At 27.3% G+C, this 576-nt stretch carries 1 protein-coding gene; it reads left to right on the top strand.

Annotated features, from left to right (window positions below):
* Positions 1-338 precede the first annotated feature (338 nt).
* On the top strand, positions 339-576 hold a 238-nt coding region (locus N1032_RS26785; protein WP_259543711.1), incomplete at its 3' end, for a DNA polymerase.

Genomic DNA, 576 nt, shown 5'->3' with positions numbered 1-576 from the left:
ATGGCAATGAACTTGAATATCTTAAATCTGATGTCTATATTCTTTGAAAATTTCATAAATTAATGGAAGAATTTTTGCCAAGGAACAAATGAAAATTAACAATAGGATCAACAGCTTATAATTTTTGAAGGGAATCATTAGGTGAAAAATTAGTACAAAATGCTTTAAAAAGAGGTGACATAGAAATTGAATATCTTGAAAGAGGAGCATACAGATACAAATTTGAAGATGATAAAGTACTAACATCAACTCAAACATATGAGAGATTAATAAACAAAATTATACCCTGCAAATGACTTGATAAATCACATGATGATCATCAAACAATTCACAATTTTTTGTTCAATTGGTATGATGGTGGAATAACACATGTTAATGAAAATTACAGAGGACAATTTGTTGATAATTTAACATTTTTAGATATTAATTCATCTTACCCATCTCAAATGGTTAAAGATGTTGATATTCCAATTGGTGAGGGTGTGAAAGGTGATGTTAAAGGATTTGATTTCAAATTTTACACACTCATACCAAAGAAAACAATTATTAATAAAAGTGGAATTCCATTTAATTCAT

This window comes from Herbiconiux daphne (genome assembly GCF_024979295.1).
In the GTDB taxonomy this organism is placed as follows: Bacteria; Actinomycetota; Actinomycetes; order Actinomycetales; family Microbacteriaceae; genus Herbiconiux; species Herbiconiux daphnes.
The sequence above is the reverse complement of the archived record's forward strand: the minus strand, read 5'-3'. Positions and strand labels throughout refer to the sequence as shown.